At 66.4% G+C, this 23,579-nt stretch carries 16 protein-coding genes; all 16 read right to left on the bottom strand.

Features of this window, described 5'->3' with window-relative positions:
• Position 1: 1 nt before the first annotated feature.
• The 16 genes from E4M07_RS02680 to E4M07_RS02605 are packed head-to-tail and all read right to left on the bottom strand — an operon-like array spanning position 2 to position 23,499.
• Positions 2-2,281, bottom strand: a complete 2,280-nt coding sequence (locus tag E4M07_RS02680; RefSeq protein ID WP_136656737.1) for a hypothetical protein — start codon at positions 2,279-2,281, stop codon at positions 2-4.
• Positions 2,271-4,730 carry a hypothetical protein gene (locus E4M07_RS02675; RefSeq protein WP_136656736.1) on the bottom strand — a complete coding sequence of 820 codons (2,460 nt, stop codon included), beginning with the start codon at positions 4,728-4,730 and terminating at the stop codon, positions 2,271-2,273. Before E4M07_RS02675 ends, E4M07_RS02680 begins: the two co-directional genes overlap by 11 nt.
• Positions 4,727-7,261 carry a hypothetical protein gene (locus tag E4M07_RS02670; protein WP_136656735.1) on the bottom strand — a complete coding sequence of 845 codons (2,535 nt, stop codon included), beginning with the start codon at positions 7,259-7,261 and terminating at the stop codon, positions 4,727-4,729. The genes E4M07_RS02675 and E4M07_RS02670 overlap by 4 nt, the downstream gene beginning before the upstream one ends.
• Positions 7,261-7,644, bottom strand: coding sequence for a GPW/gp25 family protein (locus E4M07_RS02665; RefSeq protein WP_136656734.1), 384 nt, complete (start codon positions 7,642-7,644; stop codon positions 7,261-7,263). Before E4M07_RS02665 ends, E4M07_RS02670 begins: the two co-directional genes overlap by 1 nt.
• 4 nt (positions 7,645-7,648) lie before the next feature.
• Positions 7,649-7,987, bottom strand: coding sequence for a hypothetical protein (locus E4M07_RS02660; protein ID WP_136656733.1), 339 nt, complete (start codon positions 7,985-7,987; stop codon positions 7,649-7,651).
• Positions 7,987-8,589, bottom strand: a complete 603-nt coding sequence (locus E4M07_RS02655) for a phage baseplate assembly protein V (protein WP_136656732.1) — start codon at positions 8,587-8,589, stop codon at positions 7,987-7,989. Before E4M07_RS02655 ends, E4M07_RS02660 begins: the two co-directional genes overlap by 1 nt.
• A gap of 4 nt (positions 8,590-8,593) precedes the next feature.
• Positions 8,594-9,652 (bottom strand): phage late control D family protein, encoded by a 1,059-nt coding sequence (locus E4M07_RS02650; RefSeq protein ID WP_136656731.1) that lies wholly within the window; start codon positions 9,650-9,652, stop codon positions 8,594-8,596.
• Positions 9,653-9,928, bottom strand: coding sequence for a hypothetical protein (locus tag E4M07_RS02645; protein ID WP_136656730.1), 276 nt, complete (start codon positions 9,926-9,928; stop codon positions 9,653-9,655). It lies immediately after the preceding gene.
• 10 nt (positions 9,929-9,938) lie between these two features.
• On the bottom strand, positions 9,939-10,667 hold the full coding sequence (locus E4M07_RS02640; protein ID WP_136656729.1) for a hypothetical protein: 729 nt from the start codon (positions 10,665-10,667) through the stop codon (positions 9,939-9,941).
• A 9-nt stretch (positions 10,668-10,676) separates the two neighbouring features.
• Positions 10,677-17,045 (bottom strand): DUF4157 domain-containing protein, encoded by a 6,369-nt coding sequence (locus E4M07_RS02635; protein WP_136656728.1) that lies wholly within the window; start codon positions 17,043-17,045, stop codon positions 10,677-10,679.
• Positions 17,042-17,269 carry a hypothetical protein gene (locus E4M07_RS02630; RefSeq protein WP_136656727.1) on the bottom strand — a complete coding sequence of 76 codons (228 nt, stop codon included), beginning with the start codon at positions 17,267-17,269 and terminating at the stop codon, positions 17,042-17,044. The genes E4M07_RS02635 and E4M07_RS02630 overlap by 4 nt, the downstream gene beginning before the upstream one ends.
• Positions 17,266-18,546 (bottom strand): DUF4157 domain-containing protein, encoded by a 1,281-nt coding sequence (locus E4M07_RS02625; protein ID WP_136656726.1) that lies wholly within the window; start codon positions 18,544-18,546, stop codon positions 17,266-17,268. Before E4M07_RS02625 ends, E4M07_RS02630 begins: the two co-directional genes overlap by 4 nt.
• On the bottom strand, positions 18,543-20,648 hold the full coding sequence (locus E4M07_RS02620; RefSeq protein ID WP_136656725.1) for an ATP-binding protein: 2,106 nt from the start codon (positions 20,646-20,648) through the stop codon (positions 18,543-18,545). The genes E4M07_RS02625 and E4M07_RS02620 overlap by 4 nt, the downstream gene beginning before the upstream one ends.
• Entirely contained in the window at positions 20,645-21,895 is a 1,251-nt protein-coding gene (locus E4M07_RS02615; protein ID WP_136656724.1) for a Pvc16 family protein, read from the bottom strand. The genes E4M07_RS02620 and E4M07_RS02615 overlap by 4 nt, the downstream gene beginning before the upstream one ends.
• A gap of 9 nt (positions 21,896-21,904) precedes the next feature.
• Positions 21,905-22,741 carry a hypothetical protein gene (locus E4M07_RS02610; RefSeq protein WP_136656723.1) on the bottom strand — a complete coding sequence of 279 codons (837 nt, stop codon included), beginning with the start codon at positions 22,739-22,741 and terminating at the stop codon, positions 21,905-21,907.
• A complete protein-coding gene (locus E4M07_RS02605) occupies positions 22,738-23,499 on the bottom strand; it encodes a hypothetical protein (protein WP_136656722.1) in 762 nt (253 codons plus the stop codon). Before E4M07_RS02605 ends, E4M07_RS02610 begins: the two co-directional genes overlap by 4 nt.
• Positions 23,500-23,579 lie beyond the last annotated feature (80 nt).

The raw sequence follows: 23,579 nt of genomic DNA, 5'->3' as shown, positions 1-23,579 counted from the left end.
CTCAGGTTTCAGCAATAAAGAACGGTAAGAGACCGAAGGGCATGTATTCCGCGGCCTTCTGGCGAAGGCCTTCCAGGCGCACCGGCTCGTTGAGGCTTGAGAACGCGCCGATTTCCGAGCCGTGTTCCGCTCCGCTGCGCAGGAATTGCGGCGCCGCAAGGCTGATCTGGCCGTAGCCCGGATCGCCGAAGCGACGCGATGTAAAGACGGTTGTCCCGTCCGCGATCGCGTGGGACTGGTAGCGTTTCGGCAGGCGGCTCGGCTCGCCATAGGCGCCGAAGCGGAAACAGCCGGTCTGGTTGTCGCGCACGTGGCCGGTCCCGTCGATCAGCGTTTCGGTGGCATAGAGGCGATGGACCTCCAGATCGCCGACGACGCTCACCCGCTCCATCACCACCTCGCCGGAGGGCAGCGCGATCGCCGGGCTGGCGCCGTCCGCCTCGACGAGACTGTCGCGGATGACCAGCCGGTTGATCTGGCCGCTGCCGAAGGTCGATATCTCGCCGGTGATCGAATGATCGATTTCCAGCCGGTCGACCTCGCCGGATACGACAAGGTGGATATTGGGCAGATCAGGCGAGCCGGCTTCGTAGGCCTGCGCACCGCCGGGATCGATGGTGCAGTTGGCGATGCGCACGCGGGCGAAACTGCCGCGCAGGCGCACGCTGAAGGTGCTGTCGCCGCCGATCCAGAGGCCGTCGAGGACAAGCTCGGCATTGTCGACGGCCGAGACGAATGTCCAGTTGGCCGCCCGTGTCAGATAGGGCCGCTCGCCCTCGGCCGCCTGGATGACGAGGTCGCGCACCGATGTCTGATTGGGCTGCACGTCATAGGTGCCACTGTCGGAAATCTCGACGATTCCTGCCGTCGGGATATCCGCAGCGGTGATTACATTGCCCGCGGGCACGGCGCTGTCCGGATCCCGCGCCGCGGCTTCCGGACGCGGATAAGGCCCCGCACCGACCGGACCGGGCGCGCCGTAGGCATAGGTCGTCACCGGGGAAATGGTGGGCGCGGCGCCGATCAACCGGAAGCGGCCGCGTTCCGGATCGATCACGACCCGCCGGCCGGCGGCCGTCACGGTCCATTGCGGCAATGCCGCGGCACCAACCCGTTCCCGGGCGAGCGGACCGGTGGCGCTGTCAGTGACCGACACGGACCCGCCGACGAGAACCGCCTTGCCGCAATCGGCGGCCAGCGATGCCGCCCGGATGCGCCGTGTAACCGCTGTCTGTGTAAAGAACGCCGCGTCCGGCAGACGCGAAAGCGCCAGCCGCAGTTTCGCCTCGCCGGCGAGACGCTGGCCGCGGAGGCGGCGCAGCTGATCGAGCCGGCCTGCGTTCATGCCCGGCGATCCGTCGAGCTGTGCCAGCGCCGCTTCGCTGATCACGTAATCGGCGTGCCCCAGTACCCGGCAGATCATCGGCCCGGGCACCTCCCAGCTCTCCGCCTCGCGCCAATCCGGGAAGCCGGTGCCGGTCAGGCCCTGGTTGCCGCCCGACAGGCGCGACGAGACCTGGAACAGCGGGATGTCGCGGCCGGAGGGATCGAACCGGAAAGCGGTGGTCCCCTGGGCAAGGCGCGCATGCACATCGCGCACCAGATAGGCCTGCAGCCGGTAGAGGTGGAAGCCGACCTTGCGGATGCCGACGGTCGGCAGACCGCCCTCGAGCACGGCCAGCGGCGCGCGCGTCGCATACGGCCGGCCCGGCATCGGCCGCCCCCCGGGTCGTCTTATGTCGGGGTGATAGGCGAATGTGTCGAACGGCCCGCCGCCGAGATCGGTCAGGCGCGGCGAACGCAGGTCCGCAAGCCCGCCCGGCGGTGTCGGTCCAATGGGGCCGGCCGCGACGGCGCCGGGTGGATCGAGCCGGTGCCAGGCGCGCGCCAGGCGGCGGAATCCTTCGGTCACGATGCCCTCGTAGCCGGCAATGTCGGTAATCAGTTCCTCCAGCACCGGTCGTGTGCCGGAGCGGCGCTGGTAGTGCACCTTCTTGGCGACGCTGATGCGGTTGCCGCGCGGATTGAGGCCGCTCAGCATGCGTGTCGCCACCAAGTCGCCGATATAGGGGATCGCCCAGTCGTCGCACAGTTCGATGAAGGCATCGTCCCATAGATGATCCTGGCTGCGGCGGATCTTGGCGGCTTCGCGCGCCGCGATCTCGACCAACGCCCGCAGCGTTCCCGCCCCTTCCTCGCGGCCATCGAGATCGCGGTAGACGCCGGGGATCAGCTCCCACAGCTTCTCGGCGAAATAGACCTCATAGGCATCATTCGCCATTGCCGTCCTCCTTGCCGTTGATAACGAGGCCGCCGGCGGCGACATCGAAGTAGCGCCCGGCGCCCGGCGTCAGGCCGGTCTGGTTAAAGGCGTTTCCGTCGTGCAGCAGCGCGGGCACGGCCACGACGCCTTCCACGCGAAGCGTCTCGGCGAAGATGCGGCTGCGGAACAGTGGCTCGCCGATACCGATGCGGCTTTCATGCAGGAGGCCGGAACGCGGGTCCGTCAAGTGAAGCCGCAGCGCCGCCTCGACGTCGGCCGGCTGATAGCGCGGGTCGATTTCGACATCCATCGCAAGCCGCAGCGCGACCGGTTCGGCGGCCTCGACGGAAACCGACAGCCCCGGCTCCGACAGGTTGCGGATCTTGATTTGCAGGGATTCGACGACTGCCTCGGCCGCGATGCACCAGACCTGGATCGCGGCGGTCTGCAGCGTGTCGTGCCAGATCCAGCCCGCCCGCGCCGCAATCACGCCCGGGAAGGCGCGCGCCACTGCCAGTACGTCGTCCAGCGAGACGATACGTCCCAAAAGCATGGCGACGGACGGACCGTTGCGCTTGACGTCTTCCGGCTTCTCCCCGTCGGCGCCACCCGAGGCTTCCACAGGGTTCACGACAGCCGACAGTCCTTCCACCGAGGTGGCGATCTGGTTGATGGCATCGGCCGGTGGCGCGGCTGCACCGGCGCCGTGCACATAGTCGACCGACAGGCTGCTGCCCGTGGGCGCGCGCCGCCCGAACTCACCGTCGCCCGTGACCACCAATGTTTCCTGCTCGGCGTTCTGGCGCAGCATGAAGGCGCTGTCCTGCGGTCCGGCCGTGACCAGGTCCTCGACTTCTTCCCACAGGATGCCGTCGACCCGCAGGCTGACGGTCGAACTGTAGCCGCGCTCCGTCGCCCCGGTCGTGTCGGCGAGAAATGCCACCGGCGCCTTGCCAAGTTTGAATTCCTGGCCGGGCAAGGCGGCATTGCCGCTGCCGATGACCTCGCCACGGATCGTTTCGCCGCGGCGCACGCCGAAGACATTGCCATGCAGCGTTACCGGCGGCGTCAGCGGTTCCGGCCAGGTCTCCGCCTCCTCGAAAACGAAGCGCCCCGCGGCAGCATCGAGCGAGCCCGTCACCGCGTAGGCAAGGCCGAATTCATCGGCGAGCACGTAGCGCCGCGGCGCTTCCGGCTCCGGCGGCATCACCACCCGGCGGTCGGCAGCCGGCTGAAGGGCAAGCGGCCCGGTGGGCCAGATCTCCATGACCGGCGGCCTGGCAACCCGCCCCGCGCGAACGAATCCGTAGCGGATCTCGTAGCTCTCCAGGTCGTTGACCGGGGCATAGGCATTGAACCCGGGCAGGCGCCGATTGGGATTGTTGAAATCCACGTCCAGCGTCATGCGGGTCACGGTGGTCTTGGTGGCCGGGATCTCGGAACTGCTCGTCGTCGGCGTGCCGTCGACGTCGATCGTGACCTCGACGGTCTGCGCTGCGACCAGCGTCTTTTGCACGTTGCGGACGGCCGCGACATTGAACCAGCGGTGGTCGTCCTCCAGCGAGACGACCACCGGTTCGCCGGGACGCAGGTCGCTGCGGACCCGGTCGAGCGTGAAATCCTTGTATTCGGGCAAGGGGTAAGGCACGAAAATCAGCAGAAGTACGCCATCAGGGTCGAACGGAACGGTGAAGAGGTTCGCCGTCTGCGTCGGTTTCAGCACGTCGATCTGTGCGACCGGCGTTGCATTCGGCAGGTTGAGCGGCCGGTCGAAGATGACCCGTTTGACGGACGTGCCGTCGGCCGCCGCCGTATCCTCGACGGCGGTTACCGTGAAGGTCCCGCGCAGCCCGGCGCCGGTGCGGATCAGGATCATGTCATCGGCCTCGACATCGGCGCGGAACGGCTCGAGATCGAGGTAGTCCTCAGTGTAGGTGCCGCCGCCGATGCCCAGCGTGTCTCGCTTCGGTGCGGCGATGGTCCAGCTGTTGGCCCGCTCGTTGATGTGCGCGTCGGCCTCGTTTTCAAACAGTTGCGGCGCCTCGTCCGCGAAAGCACCGGACAGGAATTGCGTTCCGGCAGGAACCGTCACCGTCCTCTGCCCGCTCGCCGTGGCCGCCAGCTCCGCATAGGCGGGCGACGCCGGCCGCGGCGAGTAGCCGAGCAGCGAGACGATCCCGGCCACGGTGGATTCGCGGATCGCGGTCCTCAGGAAACTCTCATTGGCCGCCACCCAGTTGTAGAACTCGACGTTGTGGCCGACATAGGCGAGGAATTCGAGCAGCATCACGCCGAGGTCGTCTTCCGACCGGGCGTTCCAGGCGACCAGGGCCTCGAAGTCGCGGATCGAGCCCAGCATCGAGGAACGCAGCTGCGAGAAATCGTTGACCGGATGCGGCAGCACGGAAAGGCCCGCGGCGATGCGCCGTCCCGTTTCGCCACCTTGCCTGTCGCAGGGGCACGTCATGAGCCGCCCTCCATCTTGAACGTTAAGAGACCCCATTCGGGATGCAGCGGATCGTTTGCGATGCGGATGATCTCGTCGGCCCGCGCCGGCTCGTAGGGCGCGTCGAGCAGCTTCCAGTCGAAGACACCCCGGCGACGTATGTACGTCTCTTCGACCGCGCGCACGCCCTCGACCGATTGGATGACGGCCTCCAGCGCCGAGCGGTAGAGCGGTACGCCGAAGCTGAAATTGTCCGGCGAGAAGAAGCCCGGCGCGTCGCAGGTGCCGAACAGCGCCTCCAGCACCCTTTGTTTGACGTCTCCGCGGAAATAGCCGAGCGCCACGCAGACCGTGATCTCGAGGTCGATATCGGCGAATCGCGGCGGCACCACGTGCAATTGCCGACCGGTCTGACGGAAACGGTCCAGATGATCGTGAAGGCCGCGCGCCAGTTCGGCGCTCAGAGCGTTGCGGCGCTCCGGGTCGGCGGTCGCGAAAAGCGTGAGGTAGCTGCCGGTGTCGCGGAAACGCGCCCCGGCCGCCTGCACCCAGTCGAGCCGCTCGCCGGCCTCGGTATAGTCGGCCTCGATCACAGCCCGGTAGGTCAGCGTCTTGAAGAACGACGGCGCCAGCCGCCGCATGCGATCGATCGATTCCCGGTCCCGCCCGCCTTTCGTCGGCAGTGGATTGTAGATGCCCGCGACAAAGGCTGGCGGCGCATCGGCAAACTCCGTGATCGTGTCGCGCGCCACGTTGGTGGGCCTGCCGCCGCCCAGCCGGTAGACGCATTCGAAGGCCGTGCCCTCCGCCGGCACGCGGCCGAAATCATTGGTTCCGAAGCGGATCGTCGCGCCGTTGCCGATGGCAAGGTCGTAGTGCACGAGGCGCGCCGCCTCGAAGCGCGGCGGGCCGCCGGCATCGTCGCGGCCGACATAATCGGCGGGATCGCGCCAGTGCCGCACGATGGGCCGCCATACGCCGTCATCCAGGGTGAAATGCGTCGAATCCGGCAAGGATGCGTTCACGCCCATCAGCGAGCGGCGATGTTCCCACGCGTCGATGCGCTGCCATTCCGCCAGGCCCGCATTCCATTCCGTCTCGAAGAGCAGGATTTCCGGGATCGCCTCGCCGGTCCCGCCAAAGCGGGTCATCAGCAGTGTATCGGATAGCGGCAGGGTGAAGAGATGGCGGGTAAGGTCGCCCGGGCCTTCCCGCTCGACGGTGCGGGGAAGCGTCGGGTCGGCAAGCGGCTGCGCGCCCGCCGCGAAGCGGACGGAATGCGTCCGCCCGGCCGTCACCGGCAGCACGTTGCCCTCAGCGGTCGCGAATTCGAGATCGAAGTCGAACGGAAGCGCCTGCGCCTCCTCCCAGCGGATGCGCGTCACCGGCGCGTCGCCGTTCAATTCGTCCAGTTCTTCATCGACGGCAACCACGCGCACGATCCAGCGGCGCATCGGCAGCGACGCGTCCGGCGGATCGGTGCGCAGCAGCACGTATCGTCCGAGCGGCGCCGCCGGATCGGCCGGAATGTCGGTCAGGCTGATCGCCGCGGCATGATGGCCCTCCAGCCACATTTCAGTGGCGCCTTCGGGAAGACAGCTTGCCGGAACCTCTTTGCCCGGCGGCCAAAGCGGCGGCACCTCGCCTTCGGGCGCCTCGGGAAGGTCCTCTTCCCAGATGTAGGCGGTGAACACATTCGCTGCCGCATCGACCGGGAACAGCCGGCCCGCCTCGACCTCGGCCAGCCCGTTGCCGATCTCGAAGACCACCGGATTGCCGGTGTCCGACGGTGCCTGGACCGGTGTTCCCGCGGCAATATTGCCTGCTCCGCCGGCGGTCGCCTCGACCGATATCCAGCCGGAAGCCGCCGCACCATCATCGATCTCGTAATCGACAAGGCGCGCCATCTGGCGCAGCGAGCGCAGCTCCCGCGCCGTATCGAATCGTGTTTCGAGACTGACCTGGTCCTGGATATAGGCGAACTCGTCGCCAAGCGCGGCGAACAGCTCGGCGACCATGACCCCGACATCGGCGGCCAGGCGGTCTTTCCAGTCCGGCCAGCGCTGCGCCGCGAAATCCATCAGCGCCGCCCTGAGTCCCCAGAAATCCCGTGCCGTCGTGTCGATATCGACGACGATATCCTCATCCCGCGAGCAGCAGCGCCCGCGCGGCCTGCAATCGAGGCCGCTCTCGCAATTGGCCTTGAACGAAAAGCGCAGCGAACGGTACCAGTCGTCGATGCGCGGGCTGTCGATCTCGATGAGATAGTCCTCGAAACCGCCGGGGAACGGCACATCGATGCGCAGCACCTGGCGGCCGTCGACGACCGGCCAGCTCAGCCCGGAGATCGGGTAGTCGTCGTCCTCGCGCTCCGCCGGCCGGATGATGATGTCCGCTTCGGTCAGCGTGCCCGCGAAGGCCGGCGCCATCACCGACGGATCGACAATGAAGTGCAGATCGAGCCGCGTCTGGTCTTCATGCACGAAGATGAAATCAAGGCCGGTCAGTTCGGTCTGCGCGGCGAGCAGTTCAAGGCGGTCGGGGGCAGCCATCACACACCGACCTCCAGGTTCAGGTAGCGCCGTTCTCCACTGGTCTTGAGTCGGTAGACGATGGCGATATCGATGGTTTCGCTCTCGAACTTGACCTCCACCTTGTCGGTCTCGACGACGGTCGACATGAAGGTCTCGATTGCCGTCAGGATGGTCACCTGGGCAAGGCTCGCAGCCGATTCATTGAGCGGCGCAAAGACCATGCGGCGGATGCCGCAGCCGAAGTCGGGCCTGTTGATCCGCTCGCCAGGATCGGTCAGCAGAAGCTGCCGCAGCATCTGGTCGACATGGGCGCCCGTGTCCGGCTCCTGGCGGATCTCGGACAGCCCAGCATCGACCCGCAGCGGATGGGAAAGCGATCGCATGGTGTTGTCGGTTGTCATCGCCTCACCTCGTTGAAAGACTGGCTTGCGTCGACGCCACGATCACCGGTCCCTGCGGCAGGCCGAGCGCCGAGAAGCACAGCCCGACGCTGCTTTGCGACAGTGTCGGAACACCGTTCGCCTTGCTCTGGATATCCGTCAGCAGCCAGACGATCTGCATGCAGGGGCTGGGTGTCGGCACCGGCGTCGGCAGGTGAAAGGGACAGCCGGCGATGGTGAACGTGTCGGTGGCGGTCAGCACGGTGCCGCCGCCGGCCCGCACCCGGCTCGACGGTATGGCGGATACGACGCCGCCGTGCGGGCACATCATGAAGGCCGTGTCGGTCAGTGTGAAACCCGCCATCACAGCACCTCCATGGAACCGGAATTGATGGAAACGCTGGCCGGGGTCACATCCACCTTTCCGAGCCCGCCGGACGAAGCGGAAACGCCGGCGGCCTTAACCTCGACCTTGGCCGGCGTCGATTGTGCCGTCACGCCGCCCGGTGAGATCGTCACGCTGCTGCCCGCATCCAGCGCGATCTGGACGGTGAACGTGGCGCTCGCACCCATGTCGTTCTCGATCAGGATCTCGCCGGTCAGATCGTCGAACTTCATCGTGTGGCGTTCGGTCTTCAGGATCTTCAGCGTCGAAAGCGCGTTCTCCGGAACCTCCCCGTCGGCCCAGAAGAAGCCCGTCCAGACCGGATATGACGGATCGCCCGCCTCGAACTCCACCCACACGCCGGTACCCGGCTCGGGCAACAGATGCAGGCCGACGCCGTCGCCGGCATAAGGAACGCAGGGCATGGCCGTCACGATCTGGTCGCCCAGGACTGCCGGCACCTTGACGTCAAGGCGCCCGCGCCCGGTCATGTCGAAATTCTGCACAACCGTACCCCGGTACTTGCCGAAGAACCGGCTGCGCAGGAAGGTTGCGATTTCGTCGGTCATATCCGGTTGCATTGCGTCATCCCCAGGCGTTTCTGTAGAGGGTTATGTCCATCAGATGGGCGTCCGGCCCGATGCGGTGCGTCACGCCGCCGACGAGGTAATTGCCGGAATGCAGCGTTCCGGCGCCGTCGATCTCGACCAGCGTGTGGGCCCGCACCAGGCCGCCGGCCGCCTCCGGCGTCGTCTGGCACTTCGCGGTTATGAAGAACCCGTCCTCGACCAGCGCCGCCTCGGCCCGGGCGGTCAGGCCCCCGGTGTCGTTTGCAGCCGCCGTCGGCACGGCCTTGCGGGTCTCTGAGGCGATGGCCGACAGCGGCATGGCGCCGAGCGGCGCCAACGGTGTCTGCGGTGCCACGCCGGTCAGGACCGATTTGTTCGAGGCATCGAGACCAAATGCTTCCGCGGAGGTCGGACGCTCGACATCCCAACTGATGTCGAGACGCGACAGGGCGGACTGGGTGTCCTTGATCGACAGCGTCCGTGCCGCGGATCCGCTCACCGGCGGCGGCTTGAAATGCGCGGTGTCGATACCGATCACGGTCGAGGACACCCAGAATATAAAGCCGTTCCGCCGCGCCAGCATGCGGATGAAGGCATAGTCGCTCGCCCGCTGCACCAGCGTGTTCTGGGTGATGAGATGCCGCGCCGTGGTCGGGTTCGCGTCGGGCACGAACTGGTTCTGCGCAAGGATCGCCATCACCGCTTCGCCGTCCGTGGGATTGGGCCAGTTCCTGATCTTGGTTTCCCGGTCCATCTTCAGCGACATGTCGGAGCCGACGATCTCCAGGCTCGAGCCCTCGCCGCCCGTCACCAGCCCGATACGGTGTCCGTGGACAAAACCGTGGACCAGGCATTCCAGGCCGTCCGGCCCGGCGATCATGATCGTCGATCCGGGCCCGTAGCTGCCGTCGGCGAGGGCCGGAAAGTCCGACCTCTCGATATCGATCGGCATGGCGATGGAGAACCGCGTCGGCATGCCGAGACGCTCCTCGACCACCACCTGGGAAGCACCGCCGGTCAGCTCCAGGTTCGGTATGGGCGGTGTCCCGGTCCCTATGGTTATGCCGAGACCCATTCATCGCACCTTTTCCGGGATCGCGGTTTCGACGGCTTCGGAGAGCGCATCCGGCAGGATCGCGCCGTTCAGGTCGGCAATGCGGTGAAAGGCGCAGGAATCCTTTAGATAGACGTAGGCGAGCTGGTCGAGCCGCTCGCGGTCGCGCCGTTTGTGGAAGCCCCGAAGCGTTTCCTCGCCGCGCGGCGCCGGCGGCAGGGCCGGCACATCCCGCCCGTTCGAATCCTTCACAAGAACTGTTTGCAAACCTTTGTAACGGCTGTTGTTTTCACTCATGGCTCTTTCCTCAGGACGGCAGCATGCCGAGAATGGACTCGACCGTGTTGGCAAGGTTGGCTGCGCCCCAGACCTCGCGCTGCTTCTTGGTGAAGGTGTAGCTGATCTTGGCGATCTCCCGGGCGATCTCGCTGGGGTGGTCCTCTAGCTCCGCCGGTTTCAGGACGCGCAGTCCGAGCGATACCTTGACCCGGTGCGGGTAGAGGATCGGTGAGAACTCCTGTTCATCGACCTCGAACGATGTGACGCGCACGGGAACGATGCGGTTGATCCCCCAGACGAACAGCGTGATCGGCACGGAGCCGCGTCGGGCCTCCGCCACTGAAAAGCTGACACTGCCTCCGAAGGCGGAGACCGCCGCGGTCAACAGTGCCCCGAGCAGGCTGTCCTCCTGCGGGAACATCAGCAGTTCCAGCGCCGAAAGACGGTCGGCGACGCCCGACACGACCTGAATCGGGTGGGAATCGGGCATTTCCAGCGCATCCGTCGCATCGAGGATAAGGCTGAGATTGATCGTCTCGGTCGGATCGCCCGGCTGTGCCGTGGCGGCGCTGCGTTCCGCTGCCTCACCCTCGCCTTCGCCGGCATCCTCCGCGTCCCAGGATTCGAAGGAGCGCGTCACCTGCGAAGGGTTCATCTGGAATATGATGATGTTCGGCACCGGTCCGAGGAAACGCTCGGACATTTCGATAAGCGCGCCTTTCACGAGTTTCGGTGCGATCGGGTTGTCGGCGGCCATCATTTCCTCCTAGACACTCGGCCGGAAATTGCGGATTTCGTAGCGGCCGGACGTCTGCATGTTGTCGACCTCGCGCATCACCGCATTGCTGCGGTCGAGGTCGCGGCTCGGATCGTGCCGCTGGTCGAGCGTCGTTGCCGATCCGCCGCGCGCCTGCAGCGCCGCCGCTATGTAAAATTTCGGCTCTTCCGTCCGCAGCGCCCGCGACAGCGCCGGGCGCATAACGTCGCGGTACATCCAGTGATAGGTGTCCTGCATGGCGGCAAAGACCTGCGGCTTGGCCCGCCTGCGGTTCGATGGTCGGTTGGCCCAGACGGCGACACGCGAGAAATCGGTGGTCAAATTGTCGCCGCCCGTTGGTGCTCCGATGCCGCGCAAATGACGCATTGCGCTGCGTCGGAAGAGCGTTGCGACCTGATCGCTCTGGGTGGACGGGGCCTTTTTTGTGTCGTTCTGGCTGTCCCACGCGCTTTTGCCGCCGATATGCAGGCGCCCCATCTTGTGGGTCCGGGCTGCGAGCAGGATGGCCGGCATGCCGTTGCCGCGGCCGCTGCCGGAGTGCAGCGTTTCGAGATTTATCGAGTTGCTGCCGTCGCTGAAGCGACCGGGATTCTCATTGGCTTCGAAGCCGGGGAGCCTGTCGGAAGCATCTTCGAACATCGGTGTCGCCGCATCGTTTCTGAAATATTCGATCAACACGAATTGCGGGATGTGGTGGGACTCCCTGTTCGGCGTACCGATCCCGGTGAGCTGTCCGTGCGTTCCGAGGCGCAGCCGGTGATCGGTCCCGGTTCCCGGGTTCTCCGCGTCGACGGTCGTGTATTGGACCCACGGCGCCACCGACACGCCCGCGGCATCGCTCTTAAGGCTTCTGAACCGGAGCACGAATTGATCGTCCAGACTGAAATGGCGCGACGCGAGGATCTTTTCGTTGGGCCGGCGCAGGCGCGCTATGCGCAGGAGCAGTTCCTTGTCCTGCGGCGTGACCGTACCCAACTGCGGCGTGCCCGACAGCGCTTTTTGCCAAAGCGGATGGCTGTCGTCCTCCAGGCGCCCGAGGTCGACGAGATAGACCGTCACCCGCGAGACATCGGGCCGTTCCGACCCGCGCTCGAGACGGATGCTCATGGCAATTCCGGTAAAGCCGAAGACGAAGGCCTCGAGCGCATTGGCGAACGCGGCCGGGTTGAGCTCCGTGTGCGGCGCCCCCGGCGGCACCCGTTGCCCGCGACGGTATGCGGGCCGCTGCGATCGGGACGCGAGCACGGCGATCATCTGGTTGCTGATTTGCGCGCCGCGCCCCGTGTTGATCTGGTCGCGGATGAGATCCGGCACCCCGTCGGTGCGGGTGTGGCCGCGGAACCGCGATTTGCGGCTGTTCGACAATGCCGCCTTGACCTGCCGCCAGATGCTGCGGGCATGGACGACACCCGGCGCGGTCGCCCTCGTTTCCGCCTCCCGTTGAACCCCGGCAACGAAATTCTCGATGTCGGCCGGTTCGGTGAACCGGGTGAGGATGTCAGCGAACAACCGCCCGCCGAGCGCCGGCGCCAGTCCCGGTCCGCCGCCACTGCCCGCGTCGACCGGATTGCCGATGCGGTGGCCGGGTGCCGCTGCCGCCGACGCTGCCCGGTCCGCCTCGGCTTCCCGCCTCCCGTCGATCCGCAACCCCTTGCCGGGCTGCCCGAGAACCGGGTGGCGCTGGCGATAGCCGTGTTCGCCAAACGGGCTCGGTCCTGTGTTCTGGATCACGTGCGCCAACTCGTGGCGCATGACATTGCGCCCCTCGCCGGCATCCGGCGACAGACCCGGCCGCAGGAAAATATGGCTGCCGGACGTCAGGCCGAGCGCCCCGTAGCGCGCGGTCAGCCCGGCAGCATCGTTGCCGGTGTGCAGGCGCGCATGGGAAAGATCATGGCCGAACTCGCGCGTCGCCCGCATCAGGGTCCGGCGCGAAAGCGGTCGTCCCGGGCCTATCGTGTCGAGGTGTGCCAGCGGCTCGGCGTACAGTCCGTCGCCGAGCAACGGGCTGGCATCAGGCGTCATCTCGGGCAGCGGCGTCTCATCAAAGCTAACGTCACCCACATCCGGCATGGTTTCCAGGCCGAAACGGGCGAGCCGCCCATTCGCAGTGTCGACGAATTCCTGTTTGGCCTCCTTGAACGCTTTGCCGACCTTCTCTTTGATCTCTCTTTGCCAGACCAGGTTCGGATCTATGGCACTGCCGGCCATAGCGTTGGCGAGCTGTTGACCGATTTCGTCGATCGCCCCTGTCACCCGCAGGATCGGCAGGACAACCCGGATGGCCTTGCCGATACGGCCCATGCGCTTGAGCCGTTCCAGGATGAATTCGATCATCGCCGCGATGATCAGGTCATTGGGGATGGGATCGTCCGGCAACTCGAACTTGTCGATTGCATCGAGCATGCCCGTCAATTTCGCCTTGAGTGATGCCTCCGGATCCTCCGCCGCCTGAAGGAGTCCTCGCACCTCATGGGGATCGAGACCGAAGACAGGCACGCCGCGGGCGAAGGCGGCGGCGATTTCGAGTCCGCCTGCAACATTTGGATGCGAGGCGACAAATGTCTGGATGTTCCGGACCCGCGGCACGGTCCGTGCCCGCACGGCATTGAGCCGCTTGTACAGATGGCGCGGGATCTGGCCGATGCTCATGACGATCCGCGAGAACTTGCTTCCCCGTCCGCGCCGCCGCACGCGCTCGCGCCGGGGATCGCTGCGCACCTCGTCGAGATACTGGATGGCCGTGCCGTTGAAGAGAAGGAACTGCCAGATGACGTCGGTATCGAAAAAGTCGGTCGCCAGGTTTTCGGCGATCGCCATCAGTTCCTCGACGGGCTGGCCACGTACGACGGCGAGCATGTCGTCAAACTCGTCCGACAGCAGGAACTGCCCGACTTCGAAGATGATGCGTCCGACCATGATGGCCTGACCGGCCCCCGGGATGAACTCCGCCGCGTCCAGTGCCAGCAGCGCCGCCTCCTCGATCGCCTCGCCGATCCCCTCCATGGAGAGGTGGAAGGCGCGGTTGGCGATCGCGTCGTTCAGGAACATCAGGAGGGCAATGTCCTTATCCGTCATCCCGGCGGTGATGTCGATCGGCGGGCCATTGGCGATGCGGATACGGACCAGCACGATATCCGACGACCGCTCGATGGGCTCACGTTCGGCATCGAGCAGTGTCGGCGGCAGCACCTCCTGATCACCCCGCCCATAGGCGGGCAGGAACACGAACGGCCGAAAAATCCGCACGATCTGGACCGGCTTGCCGTCATGGAAGAAAGGCTCTTCGGAAACGGGTATCTCGCTGGCAAAAAGGTTGCTTTTCAGCGACGTGCCGGTACTGATCAGCGCCAGCCGCGCGGACATTTCCCGCGCCGCGGCTTCGAACTGACGCAGCACGCCGCGCAGCTTTCGGCGCGCGGCTGAGATATCAAGATCGGCGCGCTCGCTTGCATTCATCAGTTTCAGGAGCTGGCCCGAACGGCCCGGAACCGACGATCGAAGGGCGAGGCGAAGCATCGGCGTGAAGCCGGTTATGATGTCGAACCGTGTCTCGCTGCGCCGGCCGAGCGACTCAAAGCCGCTGATCAACTGCGGATTGAAAGCCGTCTCGATGTCCTCGGCGAGCGTCAGCATCAATATGGCGAGCTGCACATTGGCGTGATTGAACGTCTGACCCTCGTGGGTCAGCTCATCCGGCGTGACGAGGCGCCGAAAGTCCTCGATGGCATATTGCGCATCGTTCGGTGCACCATACTTCTTGAGATTGTCGCCGACATAGGCGGCCAGGAGGTCCTTCACCTTGCGAACGGTGCGCCGGCGCTCATAGGAGACGGCGAGCGGAAGGAGCGCAGCCAGCCTTTCGTTTTCGGTGTTCTGCAGATTGCCGAGCGTGAGCGGCACCGTCTCCAGGATACTGGCGAGATTGCCTTCGTCTTCTGCCGCAAAGGAGAGCGCCCGCATCCAGTCGCCGTTTGATAACTCTGAAGCCGGCACAAACCCCGCTCGCTCGATCAACTGGTTGAGAAGGTCGACCCGGCGCAGAACACGGATGAGCGGGTCGAGCGGTGGCACGAGCCACGCAAAGACGCCGCCCGCCGGGTGATCCGGGAATAAGACGACCCCGTTTGTCGCGACCTGGGTTTCAAGCTCGGTATCCGTTCTCCCATGCGACTCGACGAGCTGCCTGAAGGACCTCGTGTCGCCCTCATAGGCGACATATTCGAATGTGTTGACCTTCCAGCGCATCGGCCGGTCGTCGCCGCGTGCCTGGCCGTAGGCCCGCTGGATAATCGTGCGCTGGTTGTCGTCTTCCTCCGGTTGGGTTGAGGCCAGCATGCGCGAAAGCGCATTGGCCAGCCGGCGGGTGTACATCAGGCGGTAGATGCCGACCAGGTCGCTGACGGTCAAAGGCAGGTAGACATTGCGCCGGTCGTCGCCCTCGCCGATGGAAAAGCTGATCGGCAGATGCGCATCGCCCGCCTCCGTGTGGGTCGAGATCTCGCGCGCCATGGCGCCGACCGGCGTGCTTGGATCCTCCTCCCACGCGCTGAGCAGCACCAGCGAGGAACTGCGAATGTCGCGTCCGGAAAGCACGTCTCCGGTCCGGCGCTCCAGCGCACGTGATCGCAGCATGCGTGCAAATACCGCAAGTTCGCGCGCCATTTTGATGCGGCTCGCGATGCGAACGTCCTGAAGCGCCTCTCCCTCGGCTTCGGCCGCAAAGCTGCTATAGAAATCGAGAGCGCCGAAAAGCCGGTCCATGGACAGACGCAAGGCTCCCGCAACAACGTGAGCCTCGGCGAACTCTTCGTCGGCCCTCGGCAGATGGTCGAAAACGAACCGATCGATCTGAGCGATCACTTGCTCCACCGACCGACGGAAGTTGCGTCGATTGGCCCTGTCCACCCTGGCCGGCGGCAGTTCACCTTGCCGCGTTGTGGCGAGAAGGCGAAGCCCCGCCGTCTGGAGGCGGTTGCGGACCATGGCGACGACCGGCGATTCGGGGAAGCTTCCTCCCTCCTCGGCCTGCCTGAGTGCCGCCAGATAGGTCTCGTGACCCCGGGCATGCGCCGAGGTCCAGAATTCACGCGCGCGCTCGGCCAGGATAGCCGTGCGCCGATGGGCCTCAATGACGAATGTCTGACCGCCGAACAGCTCGAGCGCGTCCGCCATCGCAGTCGCCCATGCGCCGATCTGGCTGGCCATCAGCACCTTTCGTTGAACACGGTTGCCGCTGAGGTGGCTTGTTTGTAGCCGCACCCTGTCGATCATCGCGTCGTAGTCGGCAACAAAGGAATTGACCAGGTAAGCGCCATAGAGGATGGCCTCGTTGCGCCCGAGCACATTCCAGTCGGATACCTCGGCCAGAAGTGCGTTGAAATACGCCTCGAACCCGTAGATCGGCTGCTTGCCCCGGGGCAAATCGATCAGGAAGTTCCAAACGGCACGCGGATAAGCGACCGTAATGAACTGCCGCAGCCGTCTGCCCCTGGCAAAGACCCGCACCGTCAGCGCATCCATGACAGTCGCATTGGCGCTCATCGCGTCATAGAAATGCGGGTGACCGGCGACGGATGGAATATCGATGTCACCGGTTAACAGTGTCGACGCGCCGATGTCGAAACCGCCGAATTTGAGCACGTCGAACAACAGGCCGCGGGCACGCTGGGAAAGCTGATGAAGCGGCTTGCCGGTTCCGCTGATCTCGCCGGCGCGGACCTCGGCGCTGAGCGCGGAGCCACCGGCGCGTTCCGGATCGAACTCTCCGGAAATTCGGCCGACGACCGCTTCAAGGTCCGCATCCTCCGCGCCGCCGTCGCCGGTACGGTGGACCTCGATCAGCTTGCTGACCAGGTCTTCCCTGCTCGGTTTGTTGATGCCTTGCAGCGGTCCGCCAAGCGCGAAAGGCATGCCCGAACCGAACCGACGGGTCGCGCGCAACCGCCCGTCGGGCCCGCGCTCGCCCGTCTGCTGCAGCACATGCGCGATCTCGTGATAAAGCAGGGAACGGCCCGCCTCTCCCCTCAGGTTTTCCTCGCAGGCGACATGGATGTCCGCACCGGCCGTGAGCGCCGGAACGCCGTTCCGTAAGGCCGCGCTGTCCGCACCTGTCTGCAGGCGAACGGCTGAAAGGTCGGCGTCGAATGTCCGCTCGGCCGCGCCGCGGAACGCGGCGTCCAGGGGCCGTCCGCCGCCGGGCCGGGCAAGATTGGCCGCTGCCGGCGCGTGATCGAGGCGCGGGATCGGACGGCCGGCGTCGATCGCCCGCGCCGCCGCCACCGCCTGTTCTTCGTGGCGGCTGGGACCGGGCCGAATGCGCGGAGCCGGCCGCTTCGTGTCGGACGCCCGTTTCACGATCCACCCCCGATGCCCTTGCGCACGATCCGCCTGCCGAGTTCCGCGGTGCTCTCGCCTGCACGCCGCTCGAGCCTGCGCGTGTTTGTTGCCGAAACGCCGGCAAGCCTCTCGGGCGGCACTTCGGCAAGCGCCTGACGGACCGCGTCGGCCAAGGGTTTCGGGTCCGCGCCGCCGGCAAGGCGGATCTTCAGCCGGTCGATACGGACGGCGGCCCGTTTCATCGCCGCACCTCCTGCCGGCAGGCGGCCCGCAGCGCCGACATGATGGCGCGGCGCTCCGTGCCTCCGACCTCGCCGGCCTTGAGCGCCTCTTCCACGGCGGTGAAGGGAAGCCTCTCAACGGCGCCGACGCCGAGATCGACAAGCCTGCCGCGAATGCCGTCGCCGACGCCGAGGTCGCGCAGCCGGCGGTCGAACCAGCGCCGCGTGCTGTCGCGCCAGACGCCGCAGACGGAAAACGTCGTCGGTTCGGGTGTGATGACCGGCATGCGCAGGATCCGGTCGAGGCGCTCCTGATCGGTCTCAGGGCGGAACGGAATGCGCGGTGCCGTGATCACCGGCGGAACGGCCGGTTCATCCGGCTCCGGCGACGGCGCCGATGCCAGCGCGGGACTGACGATGGTGATCTCGACGCGGCGGTGACGCGCCCGGAAACGCTCCCGCTCGGCCGGATCGACATCGGTTTCCTGCGATTGCGACTCCCCGTGGCCGGTCCCCGAGACGTCCGGCGCAAAGCCGAGCCCGGCAAGCAACAGCGCGCGCACCGTCTGCCGCCGGTTTTCCGAGAGGCGCAGGTTGAATTCGTCGGTGCCTTCGGCCGATGCGAACCCGTCGATGCTGACGACCGCATCGGGCATGGCCCGCAGCTGCTGCTGAACCCGGTTCAGCGCGCGCAGGCCCGATGCGCCGAGGAGGAAAGACCCCTGGCTGAAATAGAGCGTCAGCGAGACGCCAAAATCGGAACGGAAGACCTCCGGCGCCGGAACCGACGGCATCAGCGTCGGTTCCGGATCGAGCCGCGGCGCGCCGCCGGCCGCACCATCCCTGCGCGCCTGTGCGACATGCGCGACCTCGTGGGCGATGAGTTTTTCGCGTGCCGGTCCCGAGCGCGGCGCCGACGGGCCGAGACGGATCGCCTCGCCCTCCTGATAGCCGCGCGCGCCGAGCGTGCCGGCGGCTTCCATGGAAGCCGCGTCATCATGGACCCTGACTGCGCCAAGGTCGGTTCCGGTCCGCTCCTCGTGTGCAGCCCGCAGGTCCTCGGGCAAGGGTCGGCCGCCCCCGGCCACATTCTCCATGGCGCGCCCGGTCCTCGGCGCCTCGCGCATGAACCCGTCGGCATAGCGCTGCGCTTCGCGCTCGCGCACCACGTCCTGGCGTGCCGGCGCCGCCTGCTCCATTCGCTGCTTTCCGCGGGCCGGCAAAGCCTTGCGCCTGGCGGCTTCCTTCAGGTCCCGCGCGCCGCTCCTGCGGCGAACCAGTGTCGGCCGCCCGCTCATTGCCCGGCCTCCAGGTTCGCACGATCGCGGGCGGTCAGCGCCCGGCCGTCCTTCATCAGCTCCGCGTCGATCCCGTCGAGCACATGCGCGACGTCAAGATCGCTTCCGTCGGCATCGGCGGCAAATGCCGCGGTCAGCAGCGCCTGCTTGATCTGCGCGCCGGTGACATCGACGCGCCGGGCAATCCGGTCGACCGGGTCGGATAGCCGGGCGAGCGTCGCCGCGCCGAAGACCTCGGCGAGGATCTGCCGCCAAATGCGCCGCCGCGCCGCCTCGTCCGGCGGCGGGAACTCGACGATATAGCGCAGCCGCCGCGTGAAGGCCTCGTCGATATTGCGCCTGCGGTTCGAGGCAAGCAGCGCAATGCCGGGATAGGCTTCAATGGCCTGCAGCAGATGGCCGGTGTCCTGGTTGGCGTGACGGTCATTGGAATTGTTCAATTCGGTCCGGCGGGCGAAAAATCCGTCCGCCTCATCGAACAGAAGGACCGCATCGACGGACCTGGCGATGTCGAGTATGCGCTGCACATTCTCCATCGTCTCGCCGATATACTTGCTGACCAGCGACGACATGTCGACGCGGTAAAGGTCAAGCTCCAGTTCAGCGGCGATGACCTGCGCGGCCATGGTCTTGCCGGTTCCCGGCGGCCCGGCAAAGAGCGCCGTCAGCCCTCGCCCCTGCGGGAACAGCCGCTCGACGCCAGGTTTTTCCCAGAAGCGTTCGCGGGCCTTCGCCTCGTGAACGAGCGTGCGGATCTGCCGTTGCGGGCGCTCGGGCAGCACCAGATCATCGAAGGTGAACGCGCAGGCAACATGCTGGGCAAGGCTCCCGAAGCGCTCCCGGTCCATCGCACGCAGCGTTTCACCCGCCTCGGATCCGCTGGCCGGAAGGGTCTCCGCCGCCCGGGCAATGGTCCCCGGCAAGGTCCGGTGACGCGAGGCGAGAATTTCGATCTCGCCCTGTCGCCAGGCCGACGAGGAGGGGCACAACCGCCGCCAGAGCGCCGCCCGTTCGTCGACGCCCGGAACCCCGAGATCGACCGCGATCGTCGGCCGCGACGGTTGGCCGGCCTGGCCCGGAGACGCATCGGTGGGGGAACCCGAGACCACAAATGTCAAGGGGAACGGCGCAAGATCGACCGGCAAACGCGCCGCGCCGGTGCTTTGGCCTTCCAGCAGCACCGCCGCACCTGCGAAGTACGCGTGCCGGTGCGCCGCGATTGCGACATCCTCGAGCGCGGTCAACGCCGCCCGATCCAGATCCGATGCAAGCAGCGACAACCCGAGTTCGGATGCAACCGCCGCGCAGAATGTCTTTCGGCCGGAGCCGGGCTGACCGTGTACCGCAACGGTAACCGGCTCCTCGCGCCGGTCTTCGAGCATGCGCGACAGCCGCGCCGCAGTCTGCGTGACAGGCCAGCCCGAGAGCGGCTCCCGCGGGCCGACAATGCGTGCCAGGCCCATCAACTGGTCCGGCATCGTCATTTCGCCGCCAAGGTACCGCCGGATGGAAGGATCGACCGCGATACGTTCGGGAAGGTCCGGTCCCATCGGCTCGCGAATCAGAATGCGCCAGCGTGCCGCCGGGCCGTCCGCCCGCCACAACCCGGCCGCCTGCCCGCCGAACAGCCGCGCGGCCAGCGCATCGTTTGGATAATCGGCCCGCTCATGGAGAGAAACATGTCTTAAAAGCGGCCCGATGGTGGGATCGTACTCGGCGGCCAGGGCCATATGGAGCAGCGCCTGTTCCGCGTCATCGAGACCGAATATGTCGACCAGCCGGCGATACGCCGGATCGCTGAACTGCGAAAGCAGTGCCGCGGTCTCGTCCGAGGCCTGGGTCAGCGCTGTGGCCTCAGGATCCTCTTGACGGAAGGCCGCTTCCGCCTCCGCATTGTCCAATTGCCTGGCAAGACGGTCGACCGGACGGGCATTGTTGTCCCGTTCCTCCTCGCTCCACAGCCGATGCAGAAACGCGGCCCGGCCCGCCGCGGCCAGCCGCACCCGCCGCACCACGAGAGCGGCCAGCGTGGTATCCAGGTTCCCAAGGGCCGGATCGAACAGCGCTTCGGCGCCCGGTGTCTGTCCCGCGCCCGCAGTCATGGCACCCTCACGAAGACCGGTGGCGTTTCCGCACCGTTCACCAGGATCCGCAAAGGGACATCCGTACCGCTGGTGAAGCCGGCCGGAAGCTGCAGTTCAATCCGGTCGGCGCTGACAACCTGGTATTCCCCGGCAGCCGGCGCTCCAGCAGACAGTGTCAGTTGTTCCGCGGCCGCATGGACCTCGACGTCCTCCGGCGCGATGTCCGGATCGGCAAAGAGACCACCGTCGATGCGGAACAGGCCGCCGCCGAGATCGGTGACGAGATCGACTGCCGGCGTGATCTGGATGGGCGTCACATTGGACCGCGACGTGATCATGCGGCCGGACAGCGTCCGCCCGGTGCGCACGCTCGCCGCATAGGCGCCGGGAAGCATGATTCTCCCGTCGGCGGTCCGCGCGACGCGGGCGGACAGGCGCGTCGGCTGGGCGACAATGGCCCATCCGGCATCGGCGACACGGGGCGCGTCATCGCCGTTGCCACGCAGCAAGAGATCGACACGCTCGCCGGTGAAATTGGCTCCGGTCAGCACCAGTTCGCCTCCGTAGGGCACCACGGCCGGGCTTGTGGTGATGGTTTGCGCCTGTCCGCCCGGAAGCGTGAAGGTTGTCTGCGATTCCGAGGACGAGACGAATGGCGAACCCGAAGGGAAGGCCGATATGGAGTAGCTGAGGACGCGGCCCGACCGGGCGGCAATCGCTTCCGGATCGAGATAGACGACAGCCGCGCTGTAATAGGCGGCAAGCCGCATGGCGCTGGAGCCCGCGGTCCAGAAATTGACCGCGTCGCTGGCCATGACGGGCACATATTGTAGCCGGAACCGGTTGTCGGCGCCGCCGAGGCCGAGCAGGTCGAACACATTGGCGCCGTTGACAGCCGTCTCGTCGTTGATTTCGGGTGCATCGTGCAGCGCCTTCAGCGCGCAACCGAACAGAAGCTGGGCCTCGTGCATTTCCGCCGCGGTCTGGCCGGACGCGACCGGCGACATCTGGTAGTGCAGTTCGACTGCCATCGGCGTGAAACGGATCGCATCGGACCCGACGGCGGCCGGCGCCGGGTTCTTGTGCTGCGGCACTTCCGTCACGTGATAGAGGTAGAATGAAAGGCCCGCCACCGCCATCTGGTCCGGCGGCAGCGGTGAAACGGTCGGCCGCGCGCGGGGCTGCCAGGCGGGCGACAGTTCGATGGTCCGGGCGACGAACTCGGTGAAGGAACGGGTGACGAGGGAAAGGTCAAGAAGGCTCATTTTGTCCCCTCACCCCAATCCGGAGCCGGATGCGCTGCGGCGCGTGCGCCGCGCCGATCCTGCCCGCGGTCGCCGCAACCCGCGCGAGCGTTTCGGCCGTGGCCGTTCCTCATTGACCACTTCGATCTCGAGCCGTCCGATGTGAACGTCCGGCGCCGGTGCCGGCATCGCCTGTTCGGATCGCACGGGCGGCTCGAGCAGAGGTTCCGCGGATGGTGTTTTGACAGGCGGCGGCGTTTCCGCTGCCGGGGTTTCTTCGCCAACCGGCTGCGGAATGTCGGGCTGCACATGGCGGGGCCGCGGCGAAACAATATCCGCCGGCGTTGGAATGCCATTTTTGTCGGCAACGGGCTGCACGGAGCTCGGTGGTTCAACAGGTACTGCTGACATAGGCGCGCGCCGTCGTTGCGGCGGGACCGGCTTTGTTTCGATCAATTCCGGGTTCGGCGCCGCCGGCTCCGGCGACGTTTTACGGGGCTGCAGGACGGTGGCGTCGTCCGGCTCGATCGGCGGGGGCGCGGTCTTTTCCGGGTCCGCCAGCGGCTTCCTGTCGACGGGACTTTTCTCCGTTTTGCCTTGGCGTGCGACAGGCCGTTCCGGCCGGACGGGTGTTTCGACGGGACGCAGGTTCTCTTGCGGCTCCGGGTTTTCCTCCGCTGCTGCCTCAACCGGATCCGGGTCGCCTTTCTCTATCGGAAGGAGCGATTGCGGCCGCGGCGGCTGGAGAGAAATGGTTTCCGGCGGAACGTCCGGCGGTTCGTCCCGTGCACGCAGAACCGGCCGGATCACCGGTCTTTCGAGCGCGCCCGTGGCGCGTTCCGCGAGGCGTCGGAAATAGCCCGTCATAGGCTCACCCCGCTGCGGGCGGAGAAGCGGTCGTTCTCGACAAGGGCCGCCAGCTGCCTGCGGTCGTTGCGCGACAGATCCAGGATTTCGTTGAGGTTCCAGTGATAGGCGGCGGCGATCAGATGGGTGTCGCGCACAAGTTGCCTGCGTTCGGCGACCAGTGCCCGGACCAGGTAATGTTCGATGGAAAACCGCAGGGATTCGGTGGTGCCGCACTCCGGGCAGGTGCCCCGAAGATCGAGGTCGACCATCGGGCTCAGCCACTCGAGCACCGCACCGGCCGTCTCCGCGTCGAGCGGCGCGTCGGTATTCGTGGCATCAACGCAGCGGTCCAGCAGTACTCGCTCGGCCGCCGCCACCTCGAGACCGGCCACCGCTTCCTCGTCCTCCAGCGTCGGTGCGCGTACGACATGCCCGCTTTCAAGCCGTGCGTCTCCCGCTTCGGTCAGCCCGCGAACGAAATCCGGCTTCGGTGTCTCGGACAGGCTCGCCACGACATCCGCAAGGACGAAATCGAAATCATACGGTTCCCTGCAATGGCTGCAGCGGCGGCTGGCCTCGACATGCGGGCCGAATATCTCACTGTAAAGGTCGCACAGCACCGCGTCGCGGGCACTGACCGGCAATGTCCGCGCATCATCTTCGCCGACCAGGTGCGCAACAAGCCGCGCCCCGTCGCCCGGACGGCCGGTTATCATCCACTCCACCCGGCCCTGCAGGCCGGGAACGGCATGTTGCCGCCGAATGCTTTGCTGCACAGCGATGATCCTCCCTCATCAAGCGTGACGGCAGGGTTCGGGAATTGACGGCGCGCCGGGCCGGCCCCGGCACGCCATCG

This window comes from Nitratireductor sp. XY-223 (genome assembly GCF_004959855.1).
In the GTDB taxonomy this organism is placed as follows: Bacteria; Pseudomonadota; Alphaproteobacteria; order Rhizobiales; family Rhizobiaceae; genus Hoeflea_A.
This window is presented reverse-complemented; position numbering and strand designations above follow the sequence as displayed.